General features: G+C 30.9%; 18 protein-coding genes. 6 read left to right on the top strand and 12 right to left on the bottom strand.

Going from position 1 to position 21,932, the window contains the following annotated elements; all coding sequences use genetic code 11:
* Positions 1-253 precede the first annotated feature (253 nt).
* The 3 genes from ACE193_RS05280 to ACE193_RS05270 are packed head-to-tail and all read right to left on the bottom strand — an operon-like array spanning position 254 to position 2,679.
* Positions 254-985 (bottom strand): hypothetical protein, encoded by a 732-nt coding sequence (locus ACE193_RS05280; protein ID WP_375561962.1) that lies wholly within the window; start codon positions 983-985, stop codon positions 254-256.
* Between the two features lie 2 nt (positions 986-987).
* Positions 988-1,872, bottom strand: a complete 885-nt coding sequence (locus tag ACE193_RS05275; protein ID WP_375561961.1) for an Rpn family recombination-promoting nuclease/putative transposase — start codon at positions 1,870-1,872, stop codon at positions 988-990.
* Between the two features lie 15 nt (positions 1,873-1,887).
* Positions 1,888-2,679 carry a lipoprotein signal peptidase gene (locus ACE193_RS05270; protein ID WP_375561960.1) on the bottom strand — a complete coding sequence of 264 codons (792 nt, stop codon included), beginning with the start codon at positions 2,677-2,679 and terminating at the stop codon, positions 1,888-1,890.
* 385 nt (positions 2,680-3,064) lie between these two features.
* On the opposite strand from ACE193_RS05270, the gene ACE193_RS05265 reads away from it, so the two are divergent.
* A complete protein-coding gene (locus ACE193_RS05265) occupies positions 3,065-4,411 on the top strand; it encodes a hypothetical protein (RefSeq protein WP_375561959.1) in 1,347 nt (448 codons plus the stop codon).
* A gap of 223 nt (positions 4,412-4,634) precedes the next feature.
* Here the strand turns inward: ACE193_RS05265 and miaB are convergent, their stop codons facing one another.
* Complete coding sequence (miaB, locus tag ACE193_RS05260; protein ID WP_375561958.1) at positions 4,635-6,122, bottom strand: tRNA (N6-isopentenyl adenosine(37)-C2)-methylthiotransferase MiaB; 1,488 nt, start codon at positions 6,120-6,122, stop codon at positions 4,635-4,637.
* A gap of 405 nt (positions 6,123-6,527) precedes the next feature.
* Between miaB and ACE193_RS05255 the strand changes: the two genes are divergently transcribed.
* Both ACE193_RS05255 and ACE193_RS05250 read left to right on the top strand, forming a co-directional pair.
* Complete coding sequence (locus tag ACE193_RS05255; protein ID WP_375561957.1) at positions 6,528-8,342, top strand: NACHT domain-containing protein; 1,815 nt, start codon at positions 6,528-6,530, stop codon at positions 8,340-8,342.
* A 23-nt stretch (positions 8,343-8,365) separates the two neighbouring features.
* Complete coding sequence (locus ACE193_RS05250) at positions 8,366-8,803, top strand: hypothetical protein (RefSeq protein WP_375561956.1); 438 nt, start codon at positions 8,366-8,368, stop codon at positions 8,801-8,803.
* Between the two features lie 178 nt (positions 8,804-8,981).
* On the opposite strand, the gene ACE193_RS05245 is transcribed toward ACE193_RS05250, so the two are convergent.
* Positions 8,982-10,814: a tetratricopeptide repeat protein gene (locus ACE193_RS05245; RefSeq protein ID WP_375561955.1), complete on the bottom strand. Its 1,833-nt coding sequence runs from the start codon at positions 10,812-10,814 to the stop codon at positions 8,982-8,984.
* A 162-nt stretch (positions 10,815-10,976) separates the two neighbouring features.
* Here ACE193_RS05245 and dnaG point away from each other — a divergent pair, with 162 nt between their 5' ends.
* Both dnaG and ACE193_RS05235 read left to right on the top strand, forming a co-directional pair.
* Positions 10,977-13,109 (top strand): DNA primase, encoded by a 2,133-nt coding sequence (dnaG, locus tag ACE193_RS05240; RefSeq protein ID WP_375561954.1) that lies wholly within the window; start codon positions 10,977-10,979, stop codon positions 13,107-13,109.
* A gap of 287 nt (positions 13,110-13,396) precedes the next feature.
* Complete coding sequence (locus ACE193_RS05235; protein ID WP_375561953.1) at positions 13,397-13,777, top strand: response regulator; 381 nt, start codon at positions 13,397-13,399, stop codon at positions 13,775-13,777.
* A 192-nt stretch (positions 13,778-13,969) separates the two neighbouring features.
* On the opposite strand, the gene alaS is transcribed toward ACE193_RS05235, so the two are convergent.
* The 3 genes from alaS to ACE193_RS05220 all read right to left on the bottom strand — a co-directional run bounded on the left by alaS (position 13,970) and on the right by ACE193_RS05220 (position 18,859).
* Complete coding sequence (alaS, locus tag ACE193_RS05230; RefSeq protein ID WP_375561952.1) at positions 13,970-16,618, bottom strand: alanine--tRNA ligase; 2,649 nt, start codon at positions 16,616-16,618, stop codon at positions 13,970-13,972.
* Between the two features lie 135 nt (positions 16,619-16,753).
* Positions 16,754-18,274 (bottom strand): hypothetical protein, encoded by a 1,521-nt coding sequence (locus ACE193_RS05225; protein WP_375561951.1) that lies wholly within the window; start codon positions 18,272-18,274, stop codon positions 16,754-16,756.
* A gap of 21 nt (positions 18,275-18,295) precedes the next feature.
* On the bottom strand, positions 18,296-18,859 hold the full coding sequence (locus tag ACE193_RS05220) for an STM3941 family protein (protein WP_375561950.1): 564 nt from the start codon (positions 18,857-18,859) through the stop codon (positions 18,296-18,298).
* A gap of 53 nt (positions 18,860-18,912) precedes the next feature.
* Here ACE193_RS05220 and ACE193_RS05215 point away from each other — a divergent pair, with 53 nt between their 5' ends.
* Positions 18,913-19,182, top strand: coding sequence for a hypothetical protein (locus ACE193_RS05215; protein ID WP_375561949.1), 270 nt, complete (start codon positions 18,913-18,915; stop codon positions 19,180-19,182).
* A 4-nt stretch (positions 19,183-19,186) separates the two neighbouring features.
* On the opposite strand, the gene ACE193_RS05210 is transcribed toward ACE193_RS05215, so the two are convergent.
* The 4 genes from ACE193_RS05210 to ACE193_RS05195 all read right to left on the bottom strand — a co-directional run bounded on the left by ACE193_RS05210 (position 19,187) and on the right by ACE193_RS05195 (position 21,922).
* The gene (locus tag ACE193_RS05210) at positions 19,187-19,474 is read right to left on the bottom strand and encodes a hypothetical protein (protein WP_375561948.1); all 288 of its coding nucleotides are present in this window, start codon (positions 19,472-19,474) and stop codon (positions 19,187-19,189) included.
* Between the two features lie 62 nt (positions 19,475-19,536).
* Positions 19,537-20,217, bottom strand: a complete 681-nt coding sequence (locus ACE193_RS05205) for a hypothetical protein (RefSeq protein ID WP_375561947.1) — start codon at positions 20,215-20,217, stop codon at positions 19,537-19,539.
* A 25-nt stretch (positions 20,218-20,242) separates the two neighbouring features.
* Positions 20,243-20,938 (bottom strand): hypothetical protein, encoded by a 696-nt coding sequence (locus ACE193_RS05200; RefSeq protein ID WP_375561946.1) that lies wholly within the window; start codon positions 20,936-20,938, stop codon positions 20,243-20,245.
* Between the two features lie 30 nt (positions 20,939-20,968).
* Positions 20,969-21,922, bottom strand: coding sequence for a hypothetical protein (locus ACE193_RS05195; protein WP_375561945.1), 954 nt, complete (start codon positions 21,920-21,922; stop codon positions 20,969-20,971).
* Positions 21,923-21,932 lie beyond the last annotated feature (10 nt).

The raw sequence follows: 21,932 nt of genomic DNA, 5'->3' as shown, positions 1-21,932 counted from the left end.
AAACATATCTAAAAAGAATTAGAAACTGGAAATTTAAACTGTCAAGACACCTTTGAGGTGTCAGACAGATTTTGTTAACCTATAAATAATTTACCCAGTTACTTATTAAGTTACTAATTCAAATTAAAGAAGATAAGAAAATTACTAATTTATTTTTTAATAAAAACTCAAAACAATCATTTCAAAATGTAATTTTACCTAACTGATAACTGATAACTGATAACTGATAACTGATAACTGATAACTGATAAAACTACCATTCAATTACATCTCCTAGATTATTTAAAAAAGGTAAATCATCTTGGTAAGGAGTTAGTTTTCCTTGATTTGCCCAACTATTTACACGCTGCAATTCTTCAAAGTTTGGAGAGTGAACCGTTACAGGAATTTTACGAAGACGAGAATCATTTTTTTGAAAAGGAGCTTCTTCTTTCGAAGTATAAAATAAATACCATAAATCAGAAGAGCCACTTTGTCCGATGTGTTCTATTTTATCAAAAATGTTTGATTGTTTGTGCCACTCTTTTAGTTTTAGGTTAATTTGTTCGAAAAAATGAATGGTATTTTGTAAGCGAATACGAGAACCCAAACGAGATTTGCCTTTAGAATTCAAGTGTTTTATTTGTGCTTTTCCTTGTTTTTTTCTGACCATATACGCTGTAATTGCTTTATGATAAACCAGTTCTCCTTCCTCAAAATAACCTAAAGAAGCATAACCAGCTTGAATCAAAATAAGTAAATACGGTTTTGGTAAAAATGAAATTTTATCAGAATAATCTGAAAGACAAAGTGTTCTTTGTTCATCTTCTTTTTTTGGAAGTGTCGGAAACGTAATCGGAACACGAAAGTCAAATAGTTTTTCTCCTTCTGAATTTGTAGCATACAAAATTCCTTTTTTAGAATTAGAATCGAATAAAACCTCATCTTCTTTTGGAGCTAAAGAGGCTAATCGTTCTATCAAATCTATTGAATCAGAATAATTCATTTTTATAAATTATCTTTTATTTGTTGAAGCTGCTTCTCCTCCAAACCTGTTATTTTTACAATCAATTCAAGAGGCAATTCTTCTAAAATTAATTTTCTGGCAATTTGTTTTTTTTCCATTTCTACTCCCATCTCTACTCCCATTTCTAAACCTCTCTTTTCCCCTTTTTCTTCTGCATAATCCAAGCTATTTTTTATATCTCTATATACTTTCAAGCTGTTTTCATAACTACTACGCTCTTTTTTGTTGAATTTTGCTAATTCAGCAGTTTGAAAAACTTTATCAAAAATTCGTTCTTGAAGAGCTGCAGGACGATTAGGAAAACTTTGAAGGTTTTTCATTACATAAAACCATTTATCTTCTAAAGTTTCTAACTCGCTTTCTGTTTTATCAAAAAGGGGAATTTGAATATATACATACGTTAGTTTGTCATAAAAAATCTTGTTTGTATTGATACTCATTAGCATAGCTGTTTCTTTTACTATACTTTCCTCATCTTCTTCATTCCACACAAAATCTAAAATAGACACCGTATAAATAGCCTTTAATTGAAAATTCCAATCTCCTCTTTTAGCTTGTTCTTGAATAGGAAAGGTAGAATAAAAAATAGTACGGTCTTTGAAAAATTTTTGTTTTGCTTTTTGTAATTCGACTATAAATTTTTCTCCCTTTTCATTCTCACAGTATAGGTCATAAACAACTTTTCTGTCTATTGCCGAACGACCTAAATTTTCTGATTTTAGATAAGTAAGCGTTTTTATTTGTGCTTTTTGAGGTAATACCTCATTCAAAAAGCTAATCAATAAATCACTATTAACTTCAGAGCCAAATAGTTTTTTGAATCCAAAATCAGTAAAAGGATTTAGGTATTTTTCTTGTGTCGACATAATTATTTTATAAAATTATTCTTCCTTTTTAAAATCATCTTTCAAAATTTTATCTGCAAATGTAGTTGTATTGTCTTCTTCTTTATTTTCATTATTCTCTAAAACTTCTGAATTTGATGTATTTTCTGTGCCTTCTAGGTTGTTTGAGTTTTCAAATTCGGTTGTGGTATCATCTTTTATTCCATCTTCTAATGATTTTTCTACCTCTACTTCTACTTCTTCTTTTGGAAAAAAACGTCTTTGCCAAATCAAAATAATACAAACTCCAATAAAAATAGCTGCATCAGCAATATTAAAAATTGGAAAAAAGGAATAATGAGAACCTCCAAAATAAGGAATAGATTCTGGAAAATAGCCCGAAGCAATATCAAAATAAAACATGTCAATTACTTGCCCATGAAACCAAGGATAAAAACTAGGTTCGTTTCCATACATTGGCACAGCGTTTCCTTCTATAAAAACACCATAAAAAGTAGAATCTACAATATTTCCGAATGCACCACCCAAAATCAAAGCCATACTAAAAACAAAACCTTTGGGAGCATCACGAAGTGCTGCACGAGCCATCACATACGCAATTCCGATTCCTGCAAAAATTCTGAAAACAGTCAAGATAAGTTTTCCATAATCAGAACCCAATGTAATACCAAATGCCATCCCTGGATTGAGTGTATAATGAAGTTTGAACCAATCGCCAAAAATCAAAATATCTTCTCCCAAAGAAAGTGTAGAATGAATATATAATTTGAGAGCTTGGTCAATAAGAATTACGCCTAGCGCAATAAGAAAATAAGGTAAGTATTTCATTGTTTTTTAGAAAGTCAAAAAGTAATTTGGTATTTAGTCAGATTCTAATTTATAGTTTAGTTTAATCATAAATTAGAAATGAAAAAATAGAGTTACAAATTTATTAAAAAAGCAGCGTTTAATTGGTAAGACTTAACAAGTTTTAGCGACTAGAGTTATTAAATCTTACAAAAACTTCAAAAAAGAGCGATTGAAACAATCAAAATACAGATAAAACACATACAAAGACCCTACAAAAAAGCATTTTATGAATCTTTGCAGTAAATAGAGTTACCTAAGAATTTTAATTTTAGTAATTTTGCAGCCTTATTAGTTTAAACAAGTTCTTAATACATTTTTTAGTGTGAAGGACAATCAAACAATTTATTCAAAATTAACTTTAATCATGAAATTCAAAAATATAAACCTTTCTTTTTCAGTAGGTTTTTCATCAAAGCTATTTTGTTCAGGAGTATTTTTAGGACTTCTTTTTTTGAGTAGTTGTTCTGATTCTTCCAAAATCAAGGGGGAATGGGTGCGTTCGGATTATAAAAGTACACTCAAAATAACAGACGAAAAAGTAATTTTTGATAATGTTATGGAAAGAGAGTATAAAGTAGATAACAATACATTGAAAGTTGTTACCTATGGTGTTTCTGATGATTATCAATTTGATTTTAAAGGAGATACACTTTTACTGACAAAAGCTGGTAGAGTTCAAAAATTTATTTCAAAAGACAAAGTAGGTTCGGATGAAGAACAAGTAAAAATTCTTTTGCAGCCACAAGTAGAAAAAATGTTTGAGAAAAAAATAGCTACTTTAGAGCTTGAAAAAGAACATTGGGGAGATTTGAAGAAGAAAATTACATTACAGAAATTGCCGTCTATCCCAGATGATGAATGGACTTATTTAGCTGAAGTTACCTTTGAAAACAAATCTATTCCTGCTGCAACTATTTTTGTGAGAGTAGGAAGAGATAAGGCTGGAGTACTACAACCTGCTTGGGGAGAAACATTAGAATCTAGTACACGACGTTACTTAATTAATGGAATGGGAATTCCTGCTGAAAAAGTAGAATTAAAATCTACTGGTGGAAATGCGTATGAAGCAACTGTTACAACAGATAATGGAAGTACACTGCCTGTTCTTTTAGATCCAAAGTTTGGTGTTTTTCCAAAACAAGATGATACTTCTGTTTCTACTTATTTTCAATATTCTCTACAAAAAATGTATGGAAAAGAACTTATAAAAAAGGTGGATTTGAAAAAAGAAGGAGAAAATTATAAAGGTATAGTTACGCTATCAAATGGAACTCAGACTCCAATTACTTACTCTAAAATCAAAGGAGTAGATTTTACAGAATTAGACCAGAAAACTAAAGAGTTATTGGGGCAGGCAATGATAGAAAATGAACTCAATGTACAATTAGAATTGCAGGAAACAGAAATAGTGTCTGATTTATTAAAAATAACTTTTCAAACAAATTCTGAAGAAAAATTAGTAGCCTATATGGATATAATACGTGGTTGGTATCCTGAAAACACAGCTATTTCACTTTCTACGGCTACTCGTTATCGTATTCAGAAAAAATTAGGAGAAGCAAACAAAGTGGGTTCTGTAATCTTGGCTCAACGTTCGCCTACAAAATATGAAGGGACAGTAGATTATGCGTCTGGAGATGTTCAACGTATTATTGTAGAGCATTCAGGAACAGGATTTAGTTGGCGTGTAGCCACAGAGCAAGACAAGTAATTAATAGTGGTTAGTGATTAGTTGTAAGTTATTAGTGACTTTCTGCATTTTTTAGCTAAAATAAAACCCTAAAAATGAGATTTGATAATCTCATTTTTAGGGTTTTTGCTTTATATAATTGTATTTGGCTTCGCCGACTTTCAGTTATCTTCATTTTATCATAAAACCGATAGCTCGGCGAAGCCAAATCATACAAATCATTTACCAATAAGTTATAGTATTTTTAATTCGCCAAACTCACAGCTTTTCCAAAAAGAGTAGCCGAAGTACAATCATTAACATGTACATTTACGTATTGCCCTTTTTCATAATTTTCTCTAGGAAAAACGATTACTTTATTATCTGTCGTTCTACCTTGCAAATCTTTATCAGAGCGTTTTGATTCTCCTTCTACCAAAACTTTATGCGTCTTGCCTATCAATCTTTGATTACGAGCCAATGAATGTTTTGATTGAAGTTCAATGATTTCACTTAGACGTTTTTTCTTTACATCCATCGGAATATCATCTAAATATTTCTTTGCTGCAAGCGTTCCAGGACGTTCCGAATAGAAAAACATATACGAATAATCGTAATTTACGTAGTCCATTAAGGTCAATGTTTCTTGATGTTCTTCTTCTGTTTCAGTACAAAAACCCGAAATCATATCCGAACTGATAGCACAATCTTCTCCCAAAATTCTACGAATTGCATCTACTCTATCAATATACCATTCACGAGTATAAGTACGATTCATGAGTTTCAAAACTCTACTATTTCCACTCTGAACAGGCAAGTGAATATACTTACAAATATTTTCATACTTCGCCATTACGTGCAACACATCGTCTGTCATGTCTTTTGGGTGCGAAGTCGTAAAACGTACTCTTAGATTTGGGTCTATTTGAGCGACCATTTCCAAAAGTGTTGCAAAGTTTTCATTTCTTATTTTTTGTCCTGTTTCTGCTTCAAAGTTGGCTGCTTTTATTGTTCTCGGTACATTTGTCCATTTGTACGAATCTACATTTTGTCCAAGCAAAGTAACTTCTTTATAACCTTGTGCTACCAAATCCTTAATTTCTTGTACAATAGAATCAGCAGGACGGCTGCGTTCTCTTCCACGAGTAAACGGAACAACACAAAAACTACATACATTGTCGCAACCACGCATAATCGAAACAAAGGCAGAAATACCATTTGAGTTTAGACGAATAGGTGAAATATCAGCATATGTTTCTTCTCTTGAAAGCAAAACATTGACAGCTTTTTGTCCGTCATCTACTGCGCCTACAAGTTTTGGCAAATCACGGTACGCATCGGGTCCTGCTACTAAATCAACAATTTTCTCTTCTTCCAAAAACTTATGTTTCAAACGCTCTGCCATACAACCCAAAACACCAACCATCATTTCAGGCTTGCGTTTTTTGAGTCCATTGATATGAACCAAACGTTTACGAACAGTTTGTTCGGCTTTCTCACGAATAGAACAGGTATTTAGGAAAATCAAATCAGCATCTTCGGCTGTGTCAGTCGTTCCGAAGCCGTGTTCTTGCATTACAGAAGCCACAATTTCACTATCAGCAAAATTCATCTGACAACCATAACTTTCGATGTAGAGTTTTCGCTCTCCTTCTTTGGCGTTGTTAGCCGTTTTTTTGACGGTTTCGCAAGGTTCGTGTATAGCTTCGCTTGCATTATCAACGATGTCTATATCAGCAATTAATTTATTCATTTTGAATGTTTTTTATGTATTAATCCAAATTCGTTTATTTAAAAAATGGATGTCGCTTTTATCAACTTACAAAGTTAATGAATTAGTTCTTATTTGTTGGAATAAATTTTTGATGGAATTACTCATTTTTCATTTGAATACTCTTTAATAAAAACTTATCTTGCTATTAGATTGATAAAATAATAAACAAAAAAGTAAGAAGTGGAAAATCCAACTCCCAATAATAACGAACAAAAGAGCATTTCAAACTCTGAAAATGCTATGAATAACTCTCAAATGGGAAATGTTGGGGGAAATGTGCAATTTGGAAATAATACAACAAACAATAATTATACTAATCCACTAGAAAATTTAACCAAAAAACAGAAAAAAGAATTAGAAAAAAAGAAAGACGAAAGGCTAGAAATGCTTAATACTTTAGAAGAAAGATATAAGGAACGTTTGAGTAAAAAAATGGAAGGAGAAAATCTAAAAATAGAATTTGAGCCAAAATATACAAAAGTTGGAACTACACAAGATTATAGAAATATAGTTCTCAATCATTATCACGAAGGGAAAACCGTAAATACAAGCACACTTTACAACGATTTTTTAAAGAAAAAACAGCTTCTAATTATTGGAGAAGCAGGTTCAGGAAAAACCGTTCTTTTACTTACCATAGCTCAAAAATTGATAGCAGAAGCAAAAAAGAGAATAGAAAAAAATGATATAAGTTATCCCTACCCTATTTTACTGAATCTCGCTACGTGGAGAACAGAAGACAAATATACATTTAAAGAATGGCTAGAAAAAAACTTAGTTTATGCAGCAGGTAGAAGTGGGGTTTCAAAGAAATATGCGAAAGAACTTGTAGAAGAAAACAATATGATTTTGTTTTTAGACGGATTAGATGAAATTCCTGAAAGTGATAGGAAAGATTGTGTAATTGCAATGAAACATTATTTTGAAGAAAAAAGTAGAAATTCAAAGTTTCCAATAGGGATTATTTGTTGTAGAAAAAATGAATATCTAAAACTCAAACAAGATTTACCTACACGAGCTATAACCGAAATTGTACCTCTTACTTTAGAGAAAGTCAAAGAGCAGTTAAAACTGAAAAATATTATAGATGCAGAAATATTATTAAATATAATTGAAGAAAACAAAAAAGCTATAGAGAAAGCAAACTATCTAACTACAGTTTTTGAAATAAATATAGCCCTAATTTTAGCACAAAGTTATTTGCTAAGTGATTTTAGATTGGAAAAATTAGAAACTCAAAATTTAATAGATGCTTATATTAATCAAGAAGTGCAAAAGGTAGAAGGCTATGAAGGAAAACCTAAAAAAGTAAAACACTATCTTTTGTTTTTATCTGAAAATCTTAAAGGTGAAAATTTCGAACTATCAAATATAGCTGATAGATGGTCAAACCCAAACTTAAAGGAAAGAGATGTAACATTTTTTAGCTTCTTTTTTAGTATATCTTTCGCTTTAATTGGCATTACCTCTACAATAATTTATCTTATAACAGAGGCAATAATACAATATAGTATCTATATTAATTATAAGAACTCTATTATCGGAATTAACGGCATGTTGATCCTGTCTGTACTCAAAATGTACATACTATCTGTTATTTTTAAAAATATAATAGAATATAGAAGTAAAAAATACAATAGCTTATCTATAAGAATAAATTTAAGTAAAACAAAGTTAAGAATAGTGTACAAAGTTTGTTTTTTATTTATTTCAGTTATCACGTTATTATTTTTTATAGATCATAGTATTACAAGACGTACTTATTTAGAGTTATTATTTTTTACGATATCTTCTTCGTTATTAAGCAGTATTTCATTTGTAAATATTAGAACCCCATACATTAAAAAAGCATACACTAGACTAATAAATTCTTTTATATATGATTTTGTAAAATTTTTTCCATACCTATTAGTTAACATAATTTTGCTATATGTAACTAATGATCAATATGAAACTAACCACTTAGTATTTACATATTTATACAGTTTTATCATGATAATATTTATTATGAATAATATATCTTCTTATATTGTTGAATATATATTACTCATAAAAAGTAAAAAGATTCCAATAGGTATAATAGATTTTATTGATAAAGTAAGCCAAACAGGCTTAATGGAAAAAGACGGAGGACAATGGCGTTTTCGTCATCAGCTTATCCAAGATAGACTAGCAGGAAAAGAAATAAAGAAAAATTAATTTTATCTCAAAACTCAAAAATTATGACACCAGAAGAAACAAATCTTATCAAAGAAGCCGTAGAGTATGTAAAAGAAGCAGGGAAATTTGCTAAGGAAACAGGTATTGTTCCAGTCGTAAAAGCAGGTTCAAAAGAAATTTTCTCTTATTTGGGTGGACTTCTGACACGAAAAAGTCAGAAAGATGCCGTAAAAGCTATTGAAGAAAATCCAACAGATGAAAAAGCAGCTACAAAATTAGAAATGACCTTAGAAAGTGCCGTAGCCGATGAAGAACTAGAAATTACAGCTTTAAAAGCAGAAATAGAAAAATTTAAAGCTCTTTTAGCAGAACATCAGCCTACTGCTAATTCGAATGTTCAGACAAGAATCAGTAATAGCAAAAACGTAATAAACAACTCTAATTTTGGGAATATTGGAGGGAGTTTTAGAGTAGGAGATAATATTACTAAAGGAAAATAGATTTTGATAGTTTTGAAATCCTCAACGACGGCTTTATGCCTCGTTGACGGTTGGTTCTAAGAGTAAGATTCTTAACCGTCGTTGAGGCTCAAATGCAGCCGTCGACGAGGATAGTGTCTAATTTTTATTTTTGAAAATGATAAAATTTTAAGTCTTGGGGAAATAAGGAAATAATAACCTACTTCGTTTCCTTTCTTTTTTCCAATTCCCAACGGTCAAGAGGAGTTTTTTCTTCAATGGCTTCTTTTATAGCCCATACAATACGGTCAAGGTCTTGAATTTCTTTATTGCAAAGTTGTAAGTAAAACTCTATTTCAGTAGTATCTTTTGAAAGTTCAAGGATCTGCATAATTCCTAAAAGACGAGCCACAGGCGCACGTAATTTGTGAGCATTAATGAAGGCATACTCTTCTAACATTTTATTTTTTTCTACTAATTCTTGACTGCGTTCAGTTACCATGCTTTCCAGATTATCATTCATAGTAACCAGTTCTTCATGTGAAGATTTTAGTTCTTCGGCTTGAGTTGTTAGTTCAGCAGACTGTTCGGAAAGAGTACGATTTTGTTTTATTACTTCTTCTTGTGTTGCAGAAAGTTTTAGATTTATTTTATGTAGTTTTATACTACTTTTTTTGTTTATCCAGTATGCTCTTACTATAATAACAAAAATAACTAAAAAGGTGGTTAGTCCTAATAAAAAATATTTTCTATTTTGTTGTTCTTTTTCTAATGCAGCAGTATATTTTATTTTTTCCAACTCATTTTCTTTTTCTTGTAAAAGTAAGCGTTGATTTACTTCTAATTCATAAATATTCTGTTGTAATTTTTTATTATAGGTGGCTTTATAGAGTGAAATGTATTTTTGTGAATGATAATTTGCTTTTTTGTAATCTCTTAGAAAAAAATAGGTGTAAGAAAACAACTCATGCATTGCCAGACGATTAGTAAAGTCATCCTCTTTTTCAGCAGATATTCCTTTCTCAACTTCTTTAACATAATGGTGTGCTGCTAAAGTATCTTTTAGTTGTAAGTGAATTTTGGCTTTCAATATTACTAAAGTATGGTAGGATTGAGGTTTGGCTTTTATATACAAAGAATCCAATATTTTAATTTTTTCTAATGCTTTTTGAGGTTCTTTGGCATCCAAAAAAAGATTTACATATTCCAAATGGTATTCAATGGCTGTGTTTAATGATGTTTTGAGAGCTAAAGGCGTATTTTTATCCAAAATAGAAAGTGCTTTTTTGTAATCTCCTTTTTTATAATAACAGTGGGCAATATTGAGTGGAATAACCGAAATTGTTTCTTTATCGTCTCTATATTTATTTGCTTCATAAAAAAAAGGCAATGCTTTTTCATACATACTCATCTGTAAATACGTATGACCAATGTTGTTAGCAAGGCTAGAAAGAGCTTTTTTATCCTGTGTTTTGTAGGCTATTTGCCTAGCTTCTAAAAGCAACTGTGTAGCATCAAGGTATTTTCCTTTGTCCATAAAAAGAAAAGATATAGCTTCTAAACTTTTAATCTCTCCATGTTTATAATTTACCTTTTTACTTTCTTGTAGTCCCAATTCAAAATACAATAAAGCTGAATCTTTATCATAAAGCCTATTTTTATAGATAAACCCTTTTAGACGAAGCATATCTATTTTTACGTCATGATTTTCTGTTTTTTCTGATAAATCCAATGCCTTTTCTATGTAAAAAAAAGCACTATCTGTATTTCCTTTTCGATAAGAAATAACGGATTTCATATTATATCCTTTCAATAAAAAAGAATCGTTTTTTTGTTTCAGACTCTCTAAAATCAATTTTTGTATATATAAATCTTGTTGTTCTATATCTTTACTTCCATATAATTGTGCTGAGTCATAATAAACTGATAAATCTTGTCCATAAGTAGAAGATGTGCTAAAAAAACAGACATAGAAAAACAGGAATATTACTTTGCTATCAAAGAATATTCTACTGAGACACCATTTTTTTATGAAAAGAGTAATAGGGTTCAATCTTTTAAAATGTAGTTAGTAAGCCTATCAATTTACAAAAAAAGTAATAAATACTAAAACTATTTAAATTATTCGACAGAGAAATAATTTATCAAGATAGAAAATTGACTTTGTTAGGTGTTTTATTTTTCATGGAGAAGAGTTTTTTCGTAATTTTGTACTATGTCTATCCCCTCCCACATCATCGACCAAATAAGAGAAAATTCCCATATTGAAGAAGTAGTGGGCGATTTTGTTACGCTCAAAAAACAAGGTTCTAGTTTTAAGGCGTGTTGTCCTTTTCATCAAGAAAAAACGCCTTCTTTTGTCGTTACGCCAAGCAAAGGCATTTTCAAATGTTTTGGGTGTGGAAAAGGAGGCGACAGTATTACCTTTGTGATGGAACACGAGAATATGAGTTATCCTGAAGCCTTACGTTTTTTGGCAGGAAAATACCATATTGAAATTCCAGAAGAAAGAGAAGCCAGCGACGAAGCCAAAGAAGAACAAAGACACCGAGAAAGTCTTTTGATTGTGCTTTCGTTTGCTCAAAAATTCTATACCGAAAACCTCAAAAATACAGACGAAGGAAAATCAATCGGAGGAAGTTATTTTAAAGAGCGTGGGTTTATCCAAAAAACACAAGAAAAATTTGAGTTAGGATATGCTTTTGACGAGTGGGATTCTATCTTGAAAGCTGCTACCGAAAAAGGACATAGCAACCAATTTTTAGAAGATACAGGACTGATAATAAAGAAAGAAGACAGACATTACGACCGTTTTCGTGGACGTGTTATGTTTCCGATTCATAACGTTTCGGGCAGAACGATTGGTTTTGGAGCAAGAGCTTTAAAAAAAGACCAACAACCCAAATACCTCAACAGTCCAGAAACAGAAGTTTATCAAAAAAGTCATATTCTTTACGGAATTTTTCAAGCAAAAAATGCGATTCGTAAAGAAGAAAATTGTTATTTGGTAGAAGGTTATACGGATGTAATTGGATTGCATCAAGCAGGAATTGAAAATGTAGTGGCAAGTTCGGGTACTTCGCTCACAGACGGACAAATAAATCTCCTAAAACGCTACACAGACCGAATAACACTTCTTTTTGATGGTGATAAAGCTGGTCTGAAAGCTGCCATTCGTGGAATTGATATTATTTTAGAGCAAGGCTTAGATGTTCAAGCTGTTGTTTTGCCAGAAGGACACGACCCTGATACATTTGTAACCGAACAAGGAGGAGAAAAAGCTAAAAATTATTTGGAATCCAAAGCACAGAATTTTCTGCGTTTCAAGTATCAAGTTTTAGTTCCTGATAAAGATGACCCAATGGCGAGGGCAAGTGCATTAAAAGAGCTTTGTCAGACGATTGCTGTTGTGCCAGATGTTTTTAAGCGTTCACTTTTGACAAAAGAATTGGCACATTGGATGGAAATAAGTGAGCAAGATGTCATTTTAGAAACAAATAAATTTATTCAGCGAAGAGCAGAACAAAAATTAAAAGAACAGGAAAGAGATAAAAACAGACAACAGAGAGAAAGACAACAAAATAGAAGTAATCAAAATTCTGGTCAGAATTCTGCTCAGAATAATACACAAGGCAATTCTTCTGCTGATGAGTTTGGCTATTTTCCACCTTCAGAATATGGAGGAGAATATGAACAAGGAGGACAAAATGAACCAAATTATTACGAAGAGTTTGGAGGACAAGCCATTGATTTATCTGAATTAGAAGCTGCCTTAAATCCTCAATCAAATTCTAAAAAAGAAACACGAGAAATTACTTATTTTCGTCAGTATGAAGATGAAATTACACGTCTTTTGATTCGTTATGGACATCAAACCATTGCTGGAGGAGAATATATTTGTGATTATATTTTGGAAGAAATAAGTGAAATTCCGTCACTTAATCCGTCTTATGCACAGCTTCGAATTATTTATGAAAATGCACGTATTCAGAATATTAAAGTTTCTCATAAAGAATTATTGACTGATTTTATTGAAGATGATGAAAAATTAATACAAATTGTTACAGGATTTTTGACCAATACTTCACAGATTAGTCCAAATTGGGAAAAACGTATGCAGCTTGTCATTCCTAATGAAGAGCAACAATTAGCCAGTATTATTCCTCAGACTATTTTGCATTTGAAACGAGTATATTTAAAAGGAATTTTGAGTGAAAACCTACGCAAAATCAAGAAAGCAAACAATCAAAGCCAAGAGGAAATAGAAAAGTTATTGCTTATCTATCAAGAACTTAAAACCCAAGAAATACAAATTTCGAATGAATTGGGGATTGTTATTCATAAATAAGACACTTTTGAAAAAATCTATTATTATACTTATTTAATAAGAATAATCGAATAAAAAATTTTGCATTTTGCTAAAAGTAGTGTAGATTGTGAGAGCAAACAAATTAATTTTTGTTTTTGAGTTAAAAAATAACACAATAAAATACAATTATAGAAAAGACTAGAAAAAATAATTATGAATTGGTTAGTACGGTATTTGATAGTTTTCAAATTACTGATTAACAAATTAATTATTATATTTAAACTTCTAATTTTCATTTACCATCTTATCATTCAAATATATTTACTATGGGTTCTAAAAAAATACTTATTGCAGAAGATAGTTCTGTAATTCAAAACATTACTCGCAAAGTGTTGCAGTTTCAAAACTATGAAATCGAAACGGCAAAAGACGGTTTGCAGGTATTGGAAGCAATGGCAATGGAAGATTTTGATGCCATATTAATGGACATCAATATGCCAAAAATGGATGGGATGGAATGCGCTAAGAAAATTCGTGCTATGAGCGACCCTAAAAAGTCTAAAATTCCAATTATTGCAATTACTGGAAATGCTCGTAATTATACCTCATCAGATTTTGCTGCCGTAGGAATCAATGACTATATGCAAAAACCTGTAAACTTTGATGATTTAGTAGAAAAACTTTCTTCGTATTTAGAAAAGAAATAAAGCAAGTTAAAAGATATTCTCTTCCCAAAACTGATTTTATTTCGGTAAAACTAAAACCTTCATTACTCTATTTTTGATAGAGTAATGAAGGTTTTTTTGAATTCTATTTGTAGGGCTTTTAATAAAGAAAGTAATAGTTTTTCTAGTAAAACCTACAAGGTTTTAAGAAACCTTATAGGTTTGAATTATTAATTATTTATACAAAATCTCAAAAGCCTCTTCAACTACTTTATCTAATCCAGATAAATCTTTTCCTCCTGCCGTAGCAAAGAAAGGCTGTCCACCTCCTCCACCTTTGATATTTTTGGCTAAATCTTTCACAATCTTTCCAGCATTCAAGCCTTTTTCTTCTACTAATTCTGGCGAAATAGTAACAGCTATTTGTGGTTTACCTTCAATATCAGCAGCCAAAACAGCAAAGAGATTTTCTACTTCGTTTTTGAGTTCGAAACTAAGATTTTTGAGTGCATCTGCCGACGGAATAGAAATTTTTTGAATCAAAATATTTATTCCGTTTTCATTTTTTACTTCTGTCAAAAGGTTCTTTTTGATATTCTTTGCTTCTTTCTCTTGGAACTCTTGAATCTGTTTTGAAAGAATAGCATTTTGTTCTACCAAAGAATTTACATCGTCTTTAAGGTTTTTATTTCCTTTTACAATCGAACGAATTTCTTTGACAAGTTTGTTTTGTTCTTGAATCCAATTATAGGCTTTTTCTCCTGTCAGAGCTTCCAAACGACGAACACCAGATGCTACCGAAGATTCAGAAATAACCTTGAAGAAACCAATTTTCCCTGTTGCTGAAACGTGTGTTCCTCCACAAAGCTCAACCGAATATTTTTTATCAAACATAACTACACGAACCGAATCGCCATATTTTTCGCCAAAAAGAGCCATTGCACCCATTTCTTTGGCTTCTTCTATTGGCGTATTTCGCATTTCTTGAAGTTCAATATTTTCTCTAATTTTTTGATTGACAATAGTTTCAATTTTTTCAATTTCTTCGTCAGTCATTTTAGAAAAATGAGAAAAATCAAAACGTAAAATATCTTCTGAAACTAATGAACCTCGTTGCTGCACGTGAGTTCCCAAAACATCTCTCAAAGCTGCATGTAAAAGGTGTGTTGCAGAGTGGTTATTTTCTGTCGAACGTCTTAAAGTTTCACTTACAATCGCTTTATAATTTGCTGTGAAATTAGAAGGTAATTTTTTTGTGATATGAACAATCATATCGTTTTCTTTCTGCGTATCGATGATACTAATTTTTTCTCCATTATTTTCATTATCTGAATCAATGGCTTGAATATAACCTCTATCTCCAACCTGTCCACCACTTTCTGCATAAAAAGGCGTTTGGTCAAGCACAATTTGATAGAGTGTTTTGCCTTTTTGAGTAATTTCTCTCCATTTTACAATCTTTGCCTTTGCTTGAAGTGTATCGTAACCCAAGAAATCAACATTTACACTTTTGTCTTCTTGGATTTCGTGCCAATCCGATTTTTCAGAAGAAGCATCTTTTTGTGAACGTTTTCTTTGCTCATTTAAAGCCTTTTCAAAACCAACTGTGTCGATTTTCATTCCTGCTTCTCTTGCCATCAAATCTGTTAAATCATCAGGAAAACCGAATGTATCATATAATTCAAATACTTCTTTTCCATTAATTGTATCTCCTTTTGTTCGATTTTTTACTTCTTCAAAACGCTTAATTCCATTTTCTAAAGTACGCAAAAACGAATTTTCTTCTTCTTTTACAACTCTTGCAACAAAATCTTTTTGAGCGTCTAATTCTGGGAACGTATCATCAAACTGTTCTGCCAAAATATGCACTAATTCAAACAAAAATGGTTCTTTCAAATCCAAATAGGTATAGCCATAACGAACAGCACGACGCAAAATACGACGAACTACATAACCTTGTTTGTTATTTGATGGAAGTTGTCCGTCTGCAATCACAAAAGCAATCGCACGAATATGGTCAGAAATAACACGAATAGCAATATCTGTTTTCTCATCTACACCATACGAAACGCCACTAAGGGCTTCAACGGTTTTGATAAGGGGAGTAAAAACATCTGTGTCATAATTGGATTGTTTGCCTTCGATAGCACGAACCAAACGCTCAAAACCCATTCCTGTATCTACGTGTTGCGAAGGAAGTTTTACAAGAGATTTGTCGGCTTTGCGCTCAAATTCCATAAAAACATTATTCCAAATTTCGATGACCTGTGGGTGATCTCCATTTACTAATGTTTTTCCATCTACATCAAAACGCTCTGCATCAGTACGTAAATCAATATGAATTTCTGAGCTAGGACCACAAGGACCTACATCGCCCATTTCCCAAAAATTATCTTTTTTATTTCCGTAAATAATATGTTCTTCTCCTCCCAAAATTTCTTTCCAAATAGCAAAAGATTCTTTATCAGAAGGCGTTTTGTCTTCTTTATCTCCCTCAAAAACAGTTACATACAAACGCTCTTTAGGTAATTTATAGATTTCTGTCAATAATTCCCAAGCCCACGGTAGAGCTTCTTTTTTGAAATAATCGCCAAACGACCAGTTTCCTAGCATTTCAAAAAATGTATGGTGGTAGGTATCAATTCCGACATCATCCAAATCATTGTGTTTTCCAGAAACACGAAGACATTTTTGCGTGTCTGCAATTCGTTTGGAAGGAGGATTTCCATTTCCTAAAAAATAATCTTTAAACTGTGCCATTCCAGAATTGATAAACATCAGCGTAGTATCGCCTTTTGGAATAAGTGGCGCAGAATCAACAATTAAATGCTGTTTTTCTTGAAAAAAATTGAGAAAGGTTTGGCGTACTTCTTTAGCTGTCATGTTTATATTTTTGGTTCGATTGTAGCTAACAGCTTCCAAGCTGTTAGGTTTGTAACTACGTATGGACAGCTTGGAAGCTGTCTGCTACATTTTAAGCAAAGATAAGAAAAGATAAAAAATAATTAGAATAAAAATCTATTCAATTTGATTTTTTAGTTTTCGAACAATTTCCAAACTTTTAGTAAACGTCTCTTTGTCTTCTTGGTCGGAAGTGTCTTTTATTATTTTTACAAAAATACTTTCAGCTTTATTAAATAATTCTAGTGCTTTATTATTTTGCTCCATTACTTTATGGCATTTTCCTAGTTTTACAATTCCGATAGCTAACAGATTTTGAAAATAATCTATTTGTTCACCTTCAATTTCCTTTGCCTCATCAATAAGAAATTTGTAGGTTTCTATTTGGTCTTGGTAATAATCTAATGCTATTTTAGGTTTTCCTTTTTTATAATAAAAATCGCCTATTTTTTGATTTGTTTCTCCTAAAGAAATTCCATAATCTAACTCTTGTTCTTTTGTCAGTTCTTCTGAAAAATTAAGCTGTAAGTCTTCCAAATACTCTAAATTCTCTCTATATTTTTCTATTGCTATTACTGGATAACCCCTCAAATCATTTATTTCTGCTAACTTATTGGTTGCTTCATTTAATAAATGCAAAAAATCTACATCTTCCATAAGACCTTCTGTATTCTTAATATACTCTGATTGTTTCTCATACCATTCTATCGATTTTTTATATTCTTCTCTTTCAAAATCCAACTCTCCCAAACAGCCATACGTAGCTGTCAAATCAAATGTAAAATCATCATTATTAGGAAAAAGAGAAGCTAACTTTTCTGCTATACCAATCTTTAGATTATAGAAACTAAAAGCTGTTTTGATATGCCCTGATTTATAAAGAATATCACCCCACTTTTCATAGATAGTTCCTAACTCTTCTTCATATTCTATATTATTAGGAAATTTTTCTGTAAGTTTCTTTTGAAGAAAAGCTGATTTTTCGATAAAGAAAAAAGCATCTTTTTGATTAGGAATATCAAAAGCATATAAAGCAATTTCTTTACAAATCTTGGCAATAGCATCTTGAATAATTCCCTCTTCGACATTCAAAAATGGAATTTGATTTTCATTAAGGTCTAAAAAATGCTTTGTATAATTTGCATACTCTTCATAATTTTTGTCTAGCAATGTATCTGATTGCATTTTGTATTCCCAACTTTGTAAAAATGGATGAGTTAGTTTCCAAATTTGTTCTTTTTGAGTTTCTAAAAGTTGTGTTCGGTTTGTTTGTGATAGAAAATAATAAACTGTTTCATTTTTGGCTATTTTCTCAATCCAATCTTGACTAACCAATTCTTGTATAGATTCTTCAATATACTTTTTGCCTTTTTCTAATCGTACTTTTTCAATATGACTATCTACATACTCTTCACTTGGATTTCCAATAGACATCAACATTGATTTTATATAATCTTCTCCACTATTTTCTCCTAAAATCGGACTAAGCAAGTCTATATTTTGTTCGCCTTCATCAAAAGAAAAATGTAATTCTAAAAAAGAACTATGGATTTCTTTATTCGGCAAGACTGACAAAACAGAAAGCAAACTTTTAGCTTGTTGAGACAAACTGTCGAAAGGTTTTTTGGTAGAGTTCATACGTGTAAGGTTAGAATATTCTTAGAATTTGAACTTAGAAAAGAAGTTTTTTGGAGCAGGAATAATAAAATTTTGAATCAGATACTCTCTTTGTGAATCATTAGAAACGACCATTGAACCCAAAAAATCAACGAGTTTGTTGGCATCTATTTTTATCATTGCCAAAGGAATATTAGTTTCTTCAAAACCCATTGCTTTATTTAATTTGCCTAAGTTTTTCTGAATAGAATTCTGCTTTTTAGGTTTTGAAGAAGTAGTATTCAGACAGATAAATTTTTGATTATTTACAGAAGACCAATGAATATTTTTTATAGTTTCCCATTCTATAATATCCTCATAATTACGTTTTTTCCAAACTGCTTTCTTATACCAAATTCCTTTCTGATTGATAATAATTTGAGGTGTTTTATCAAACATTATAGCCAAGCCCACGAAAGTACACAAGCCAAAAAAAAGGAGTGCAAACCAAGCCATAAAAGAACCTTCTTTCATAACCATAAAAACTCCACCTATTACAAATATTAAGCTACCTAAAGAAAGATAAAAAGCTGATAAAAGCGATTTGTATAATTTAATTTCCTTCATAAATAAATTTTTTGAGTAAAAACAATTTGAATCAAGATTGCGTATTTAAAAATATGAAAAAATCTACTAAAATCCACTTTCTAATTGTTTCATTTATAAATTTGCTTGTTGCTGCAAAATTACTTTTTGTTACTTTTGAGTCAAACAGTTGTAAATCTGTAATTCTTATAATTATTCCTTTTCCTATTTTGATGACTTTGAATGGAATTATAGGTTTTGTTCTTTTTTTGATAAAAAAATCAGATTATAGAATTTATATGATAAATATTTTGGGTTTGGTTTGGTTGTTTTTCTTGGGAATGATTTTAGCCATAGAAGGATAATATTTCACATAAACTCTGGAATTACTTTTCCATTTTCTTCTATTTGAGAAAGAATCCAAATAACTCCTGTCAGTAAAATATCAGATGAAGTTTGATTGGATAATTTGAGGTTGTTTTTATAATCTTGTTTCAAAATAGGATAAGAAACTGTGAACCTGTCCTTATCTTTTAAAGCAATAAACACAGAATCAACAGCATTCTTGAATTGTACTTCAAAAATGCTTGGCTCTGTGTCTAATTCAATAATAGTTGCTTTTTGAAAACGCCTTTTGATTTCGAAATATAAATCCATAGCTACATTTTTTTATTTCAAAAATCAATTTTATACTTTTTCTATCTACTTTGAATTAAATTTTAAAGGGCTGTTACTACACAATTAGAAACAAACAGCTCATTTTCTGTAGGCTGTAAAATGACTTGTACGTGATATTTTTCTGCATAAATATAGTTTATGATGTAAAATTCCCCTTCAAACTCTCTTATTTGGTTTTGTATTAGCCTACTATGAAGTTGCTTTTTGCCTTGTTTTATTTGATGACTATATGGTTCAAATGATTTTATAAATTGTTCTTTAGTAGCTGTTTTTTTCGATTTGGGAGAAAACTTGCTCCACATATTGTCATAATTGTCTTCTTCTATCGAATCAATAAAATAACTTGCTTTTAATGTTGCATCTCTCAAGCTCTTTCCATTTTCTTTATATTGCTGTGCTTTTTCCTCAAAAAAGGCTGTAAAGTAATCGCTTACTTCTTTTGTATAAGACATTGTAGAACCACTAAGTTTAAGACTCAATTTTACAGCTTTTTCTGTGGTTTCTGTTTCATATTGAATCCCATTCAGAACTGTGGAATCTGTTAAGTTCAATTTTTCTTTCATCATAGTGGCGTGGTCATAAGCCAAAACATCACTAACAAATTGTTGATTTTCTTCTAGAGTAGGAAAAGGGTCTATTTCTCCAAGCAATATTGTAGTTTCAAAATTACAAGAGGAAATGCTAACTATAAGAAGGATGAATAATGTGATTTGCTTTTTCATTTTTTTATGTATAAAGTTAGGGATTTTATATAGATCTAAGCCAAAAACTAGCTAATAACATTTTATCTGAATTTTCAAAAACAAGTTCTAGTTTGTAATCATTTTTGTATGAATATGTCAGACTTATCAAATCGTTATCAATACCTTCTACTTTGTCAAGTATTATTCGTTCTGTCAATTTTTTATCTTCATATTTTGATATAACTTCTTCTATTTTTTTCCATGTTTCAATAAACTCTGGCTTTGTCATTCTCCATTTCAAATGCTGTGATGTTCTTATTTCCCAAACTTCTTCAAGGTTTTCATATTTTATAAGCATCATAATTTTTTCTGCCTCAATTTCGGCTTCAACAAAAAGTGCAGTATTTAATTGATCTTGTTTTGCCTTATTATTTAACAAATCAACTACATATTTTTTAAATGGCTCTTTATATTTTATAGCCTCATTAATAAACGTAAATTCTATATTAACACCTTTTCCATCATTGACAATTTCATATCTGATTTTGTCTAAAATAGTTGAATCCTTAATATCCAACTCTTTTGCCAAAGTTATTATTTCCTTCTCAGTAAAGGCTTCTCTTACAAAACGTTCATTTTCTTCTAATGTAGGATATATGTTAATTCCTTTGATAGCAGACTGCTCATAACGGTAATTATTACAAGAAGAAATGCCAACTATAAATACTAAAAAAAGCAAGAGTTTATATATGAATTTCATGTTTTTGAAATGGTTTTGTTGAATCAAAAATTAAAAAGCATTCTGAACTTCTTGATAAGAAATAAGCAAAATAGCAAAAATAGCTAACGTTAAACCTAATTTATTGATAAGTGATAATTTTTCTTTAAAGAAAAAATACGAAGCAATAGCAGCGATAAGTATTACAGAAATATTAAAGACAGGAAAAACAAGTGCGCCATCTCCTTTAAAACCACTCAATACTTTTAATAATAAAAAGATAGAAAAAAAGTTAGGGATTCCTAGACAGATTCCTCCAATAATACTTCGTTTTGTCATGGTTACTTTCTTTTTCAAAAACAGAATTGTAAAGACAATAATTCCTGTAATTCCTGCAATTCCGAAAAGCAATATACTAAAAATGCCTTGTTGATTTGGTAAAACTATTTGTACATCTTCTCTAACCGTATAATTAAAAGTGGTGTCTATTGTTCCACTTACCAAGAAAACCAAAATAGGAAGTATGATAGCTAAATACTTTTTCTTGTCGTCTTTATATTCTGTTGGGTCAGTAATTTTTGAAGGTTTGTAAGACACTAAACCGACAGCCATAATTGCCAAGAAAAGACCTAAATAATTGAGGAAATCATAATCTTTACCTCCACTTTTCCAAATCCAAAGATTTACCAAGACAGGAATCACAAATGAAATACGAGCCGAAAGTGAAGCCACAGCAACACCTGAAAGTTGTGTAGTCAGTCCCATCAAATAAAAGGAAGCAATAAAGAATGAACCCATTCCCATTGCAATATATAAAGCCGTCGAAAAGCTAGGGCTTTGTAGCGTTTCGAAAACTGGAGGACTTTCTATCCAACCCATCGAAATAAACAAACTACCCGTCAAGACACAAACGACATAATTAATGACAATCGCAGGAAAAGTAGGTACATTGTAGCTTGAAAAAGCACGAAAGTTGATAAAAATAGCTACGTTTGCAAGCACCCAAAGGATAAATAAAATAGACATAGAATCAGTA

Origin of the sequence: Bernardetia aquimarina, assembly GCF_042180575.1 — a bacterium.
In the GTDB taxonomy this organism is placed as follows: Bacteria; Bacteroidota; Bacteroidia; order Cytophagales; family Bernardetiaceae; genus Bernardetia.
The sequence above is the reverse complement of the archived record's forward strand: the minus strand, read 5'-3'. Positions and strand labels throughout refer to the sequence as shown.

Bases quoted from the DNA above. Each gene is read 5' to 3' on its own strand.
- ACE193_RS05225 (WP_375561951.1), bottom strand. From the start codon at position 18,274: ATGAACTCTACCAAAAAACCTTTCGACAGTTTGTCTCAACAAGCTAAA.
- ACE193_RS05250 (WP_375561956.1), top strand. From the start codon at position 8,366: ATGACACCAGAAGAAACAAATCTTATCAAAGAAGCCGTAGAGTATGTA.
- ACE193_RS05205 (WP_375561947.1), bottom strand. From the start codon at position 20,217: ATGAAAAAGCAAATCACATTATTCATCCTTCTTATAGTTAGCATTTCC.
- ACE193_RS05255 (WP_375561957.1), top strand. From the start codon at position 6,528: ATGCTTAATACTTTAGAAGAAAGATATAAGGAACGTTTGAGTAAAAAA.
- ACE193_RS05200 (WP_375561946.1), bottom strand. From the start codon at position 20,938: ATGAAATTCATATATAAACTCTTGCTTTTTTTAGTATTTATAGTTGGC.
- ACE193_RS05215 (WP_375561949.1), top strand. From the start codon at position 18,913: ATGAAAAAATCTACTAAAATCCACTTTCTAATTGTTTCATTTATAAAT.
- ACE193_RS05220 (WP_375561950.1), bottom strand. From the start codon at position 18,859: ATGAAGGAAATTAAATTATACAAATCGCTTTTATCAGCTTTTTATCTT.
- ACE193_RS05265 (WP_375561959.1), top strand. From the start codon at position 3,065: ATGAAATTCAAAAATATAAACCTTTCTTTTTCAGTAGGTTTTTCATCA.
- ACE193_RS05275 (WP_375561961.1), bottom strand. From the start codon at position 1,872: ATGTCGACACAAGAAAAATACCTAAATCCTTTTACTGATTTTGGATTC.
- ACE193_RS05280 (WP_375561962.1), bottom strand. From the start codon at position 985: ATGAATTATTCTGATTCAATAGATTTGATAGAACGATTAGCCTCTTTA.
- alaS (WP_375561952.1), bottom strand. From the start codon at position 16,618: ATGACAGCTAAAGAAGTACGCCAAACCTTTCTCAATTTTTTTCAAGAA.
- ACE193_RS05195 (WP_375561945.1), bottom strand. From the start codon at position 21,922: ATGTCTATTTTATTTATCCTTTGGGTGCTTGCAAACGTAGCTATTTTT.
- dnaG (WP_375561954.1), top strand. From the start codon at position 10,977: ATGTCTATCCCCTCCCACATCATCGACCAAATAAGAGAAAATTCCCAT.
- miaB (WP_375561958.1), bottom strand. From the start codon at position 6,122: ATGAATAAATTAATTGCTGATATAGACATCGTTGATAATGCAAGCGAA.
- ACE193_RS05235 (WP_375561953.1), top strand. From the start codon at position 13,397: ATGGGTTCTAAAAAAATACTTATTGCAGAAGATAGTTCTGTAATTCAA.
- ACE193_RS05270 (WP_375561960.1), bottom strand. From the start codon at position 2,679: ATGAAATACTTACCTTATTTTCTTATTGCGCTAGGCGTAATTCTTATT.
- ACE193_RS05210 (WP_375561948.1), bottom strand. From the start codon at position 19,474: ATGGATTTATATTTCGAAATCAAAAGGCGTTTTCAAAAAGCAACTATT.